Origin of the sequence: Micromonospora sp. AMSO12t (assembly GCF_008806585.1) — a bacterium.
Lineage (GTDB): Bacteria > Actinomycetota > Actinomycetes > Mycobacteriales > Micromonosporaceae > Micromonospora > Micromonospora reichwaldensis.
Map to the genome: position 1 here is coordinate 1 of NZ_WAAS01000393.1, position 4,423 is coordinate 4,423.

A 4,423-nucleotide genomic window follows, 5' to 3' on the forward strand; every position below is an offset into this window, starting at 1 on the left:
GCCCGGTAGAGGACGACGTCCACCCCCATGCCCGGTCCCCCTTCGTCGAGCCTGGTCCCGTCGCACGGCGACCACGGCCAGGGCCCACACCCGTTGGTACGACAAGTCTGCGCGCACCGGCCGACGCAATCCACCACCCGAGCCGCGCGTCCGCGCCGGGAACACCCGCGAGCCCGCACGGCCGGCCACCGCCTCGGCGCCCGGTCGGCCCGGCGCCCAGCCGGTGGCCGGCAGCCCGGTGCGCTGCCCGGCCCAGTGGCCTGCCGGTGGCCGGCGGCCCGGTGCGCTGCCCGGCCCCGGAGCCCAGCCGGTGACCGGCGGCCAGGTGCGCTGCCCGGCGAGGTGGCGTCGGGCGGCCAGTGCCGTGCCCGGCCCGGTGGCCTGCCGGTCGCGTCGGGCGACCGTAGGCTGGTCCCGTGCCGCCCGAGGATCCGCCGCCCATCGCCACCACGGCCTCGATCCGCACCGGGGCGTACCGAGGGGTGCGCCCCCCCGTGCGGGTCGGCCAGGCGGCGCTCGCACCTCGGCCCGGCCAGGCGGCGTTCGCACCTCGGCCCGGCCAGGCGGCGTTCGCAGCTCGGCCCGGCGTGGGAGGGACGCGCACGCGAGGCGCACCGGGCGCCCGGCGGGTGGCGGCGAGGGGACCGCGGTGAGCCGGGAGGCGAACGGCACCCGGGCGACCCACGAGGCGCTCCCACCGGCGATGCGCGAGGCGGTGGACGACTTCGCCGGGTACCTGGCCGCCGTGCGCAACCGGTCCGCCCACACCGTCCGGGCGTACGTCGGTGACGTGGTGTCGCTGTTGGACCACGCCCACCGGATGGGCTGCAACGACCTGCCGGAGCTGGACCTCGCCGTGCTACGCAGCTGGCTGGCGAAGCAGCGGACGATGGGGGCCGCACGGACGTCGCTCGCCCGCAGGGCGGCCTCGGCGCGGACGTTCAGCGCGTGGGCCCACCGCTGCGGGCTGCTTCCCGCCGACGTGGCCGGCGCCCTGTCCAGCCCGCGCGCCCACCGGGACCTGCCGACCGTGCTGCGTGCCGACCAGGCGGCCGCCCTGGTCGAAGCGCCGGGCCGGTTCGCCCCGACCGGGCCGCCACCCCCCGCCGAGGGCGGCTCCCGACCGCCGTCACCCGACGAGGACGACTCAGGACCGTCGTCACCCGACGGGGAGGGCTCCCGACCAGCATCAACCGACGAGGAGGGCTTCCGGCCAGCATCACCCGACCAGAAGGGCGCCCGACCGGCGTCGCCCGCCGACGACGGGTCCGGGCCGGCGTCGCCAGAGTCGTCAGGTCCTCCCCCTGCGGCTGACCAGGTCGCCGAGGCGGTACTGCTGCGGGACCGGGCGCTGCTGGAGCTGCTCTACGGCACGGGGGTGCGGATCAGCGAGGCGTGCGGTCTGGACGTCGCCGACGTCGACCACGCGCGACGGGTCGTGCGGGTGTTCGGCAAGGGTGGCCGGGAACGGGCCGTGCCGTACGGGGTGCCGGCGCAGCGGGCACTCGACGAGTGGCTGCGCCACGGCCGGCCGGCGCTGGCCGCACCGCACTCCCGCGACGCGCTGCTGCTCGGCGCCCGCGGCGGACGGCTCAACCCGACGACGGCACGGCGGATCGTCGGCGGGTACGCGGAGGCCGCCGGCCTGCCCCCGATCAGCCCGCACGGACTGCGCCACTCGGCGGCCACCCACCTGCTGGAGGGCGGCGCCGACCTGCGGGCGGTGCAGGAACTGCTGGGCCACTCGTCCCTGGCGAGCACCCAGATCTACACCCACGTGTCCGTGGAGCGGCTCCGCGCCGCCTACCGCCAGGCCCACCCACGCGCCTGAGTCCCGCCGTCGCAGGCCACCCCGGACCCGAGCGGCCCGGGCACGAGCAGCCCGGGCACGAGCGGCCCGGGCACGAGCGGCCCGGGTGCGGCAGCCGGCCCGACCTGCCGGACAGGCAGGGGCGGGTGCTCAGGTCCGGCGCGGCGACGAGCCCGGCCCGTCGGGGGCCGAGCCCCGGAGCACGACGTGCGGCTCGCGCCCGAGGTCCAGGCACATCCGCACGTCGTCGTAGCGTTCGTCGCCCACCTCGATGATGTTCGGCAGCCGACCCCACTCGCGGAAGCCGAGGCGCTCGTACAGCTCGATGGCACCGTGGTTGTTGCCGCGCACTCCCAGCGCGAGGGTCTCGACGCCGGCCTTGCGGGCGTCGTCGATCAGCGCGCCGGTGACGAGCCGACCGATGCCGCGGCCACGGGCGGCGGGGTGTGCGGTGATCTTCTCCAGGTCGGCGTAGTGGGTGAAGATCGGCTTCGGACCGCGCCGCCACGACCCGGTGCCCACCACCCGGTCGTCGAGCACGGCGAGGACGAGCGCGGCGTCGCCGGCCTCGACGAGACCGAGCACCCCGTCCAGCCAGGCGTCGGTCTCGGCGCGGCCGGGCGGGACCGCGTACCCGATCGCGCCGCCCCGCTCGGCGACGGCGTGCAGCACCCGGTGCACCTCGGCGCGCAGCTGCCGGTCGGCGGCGGTCGGCCAGCGCAGTTCGACGTCCATGACCAGCGATTCTCCGGGATCGAGGACGGTCGACCGGCACGGGCTCGATGGAACCGCGTCCCGGGCGGGCGGCCGGCGGACCGTACCCGGCGGAACGGCGGCGATGGATCGACCGGTCGCTACGATCACCGGGTGAGCCTCCCGCAGCCGCCCGAGCCGATCGCGGCAGCCCGCCTGCTCTTCTCGCTCGACCCGGCGGTCAGCCACCTGAACCACGGTTCGTTCGGCGCGGTGCCGATCGCCGTGCAGCGGGCCCAGCAGCGGCTGCGCGACGAGATGGAGGCCAACCCGCTGCGCTTCTTCACGCAGGGCCTGGTCGACCGGATCGCCCACACCCGCCGGCACCTGGCCGGGTTCCTGGGCGCCGACCCGGACGGCACCGCCCTCGTCCCGAACGCCACCACCGGCGTGGCGGTGGTGCTCCAGTCGATCGGCCTGCGTCCCGGCGACGAGGTGCTCACCACCGACCACGGCTACGGCGCGGTCGGCCTCGCCATCGCCCGGGAGTGCCGGCGTACGGGGGCGGTCAACCGGACCCTGCCCGTCCCGTTGGCCGCCTCGGGCGAGGAGATCGTCCAGATCGTCCGCGCCGGGCTGCGCCCCGGCCGGACCCGGCTGCTCGTCGTGGACCAGCTCACCTCGGCCACCGCCCGGCTCTTCCCCGTCGCCGCGATCGTCGGCGTGGCCCGGGAGCACGGGATACCGGTCCTCGTCGACGCCGCACACGCCCCGGGCATGCTTCCGGCACCGGTGGGCGACGTCGGCGCCGACTTCTGGGTGGGCAACCTGCACAAGTGGGCGTACGCGCCGCGCGGCACCGCCGTGCTGGCGGTCGCCCCGCCGTGGCGGGAACGGATCGAACCGCTGGCCGTCTCCTGGGAGCAGGAGTCCGGGTTCCCCGGCCGCGTCGAGTGGGCGGCGACGCAGGACTACACGGGCTGGTTGGCCGCGCCGGTGGGCCTGTTCACGCTGCGCAGCCTCGGCGTGGACCGGGTACGCGGGCACAACGCCGCGCTGGCGGCGTACGGCCAGCGGCTGCTGGGGGACGCACTCGGGGTGGCCCCCGCCGACCTGCCGGACCCCGGCGGACCGGGGATCGCCATGCGGATCGTGCCGCTGCCGGCGGGTCTGGGCAGCACGCTCGACGCGGCGCGGGCGCTGCGGGCACGGATCGCCGAGCGGCTCGCCACCGAGGTCGCCGTCATGGCCTGGAACGGACGCGGCTGGCTGCGGCTCTGCGCCCAGGTCTACAACACCCCCGACGAGTACGAGCGGCTCTCGGTGCGGCTGCCCCCGCTGCTCGCCCAGCGCTGAGGGCGGGGTCGCCCCCGTCGAGCGGCAGCAGCCGCACGGGTCCCAGGCCGAGCAGGGCCAGCGGATCCAGGTAGTCGGCGCCGCGCCGCAACCCCCAGTGCAGGCAGGCGGGGGCGGGGCAGCCCGGGTGGCCCGCGAGGAGGGTGCCCAGCGGTGCCCCGGCCGCGAGTGTCTCGCCGGGGCGGACCGTCGGCGACACCGGCTCGTGGGTGGTCCGCAGCCCGTCGGCGTGCCCGACGGTGACGACGGGACGGCCGGCGACCAGACCGGCGAAGAGCACCGTGCCGACGCCAGCGGCCCGCACGGTCGCGCCCGGCGCGGCGGCCAGGTCGACGCCCCGGTGCCCGGGCAGCCACGGCCGGGGCGGCGGGTCGAACCGGCGCACCGGGCGCGGGACGCCGTCGAGCGGCCACCGGAACCGCACGGCACCGGCCGGCGCGACCATGGGCGGTGCGACCCCGGGCGGTGCCGCCGGGACGAACGCTCGCCCCGCCGCCGGGACCGGCCGGGCGGCGGGCGCGGCGGGTCCGAGGAACAGCAGGGCCGCGCAGAGCGCGACGGCGG

The 4,423-nt window shown here is 77.7% G+C and carries 4 protein-coding genes; 2 read left to right on the forward strand and 2 right to left on the reverse strand.

Annotated elements, in window-relative coordinates; all coding sequences use genetic code 11:
* Positions 1-703: 703 nt before the first annotated feature.
* Entirely contained in the window at positions 704-1,831 is a 1,128-nt protein-coding gene (locus F6X68_RS30995) for a tyrosine recombinase XerC (RefSeq protein WP_192581615.1), read from the forward strand.
* A gap of 129 nt (positions 1,832-1,960) precedes the next feature.
* Here F6X68_RS30995 and F6X68_RS31000 read toward each other — a convergent pair whose 3' ends face one another.
* A complete protein-coding gene (locus F6X68_RS31000; protein WP_151457577.1) occupies positions 1,961-2,545 on the reverse strand; it encodes a GNAT family N-acetyltransferase in 585 nt (194 codons plus the stop codon).
* Positions 2,546-2,677: 132 nt separating this feature from the next.
* Here F6X68_RS31000 and F6X68_RS31005 point away from each other — a divergent pair, with 132 nt between their 5' ends.
* Positions 2,678-3,859, forward strand: coding sequence for an aminotransferase class V-fold PLP-dependent enzyme (locus F6X68_RS31005; protein WP_151457578.1), 1,182 nt, complete (start codon positions 2,678-2,680; stop codon positions 3,857-3,859).
* Here the strand turns inward: F6X68_RS31005 and F6X68_RS31010 are convergent.
* The coding region (locus tag F6X68_RS31010; protein ID WP_225852535.1) for a murein hydrolase activator EnvC at positions 3,747-4,423 on the reverse strand (677 nt) is incomplete at its 5' end. The genes F6X68_RS31005 and F6X68_RS31010 overlap by 113 nt on opposite strands.

Coding starts and splice junctions, on each gene's coding strand:
- F6X68_RS30995 (WP_192581615.1), top strand. CDS start 704: ATGCGCGAGGCGGTGGACGACTTCGCCGGGTACCTGGCCGCCGTGCGC.
- F6X68_RS31000 (WP_151457577.1), bottom strand. CDS start 2,545: ATGGACGTCGAACTGCGCTGGCCGACCGCCGCCGACCGGCAGCTGCGC.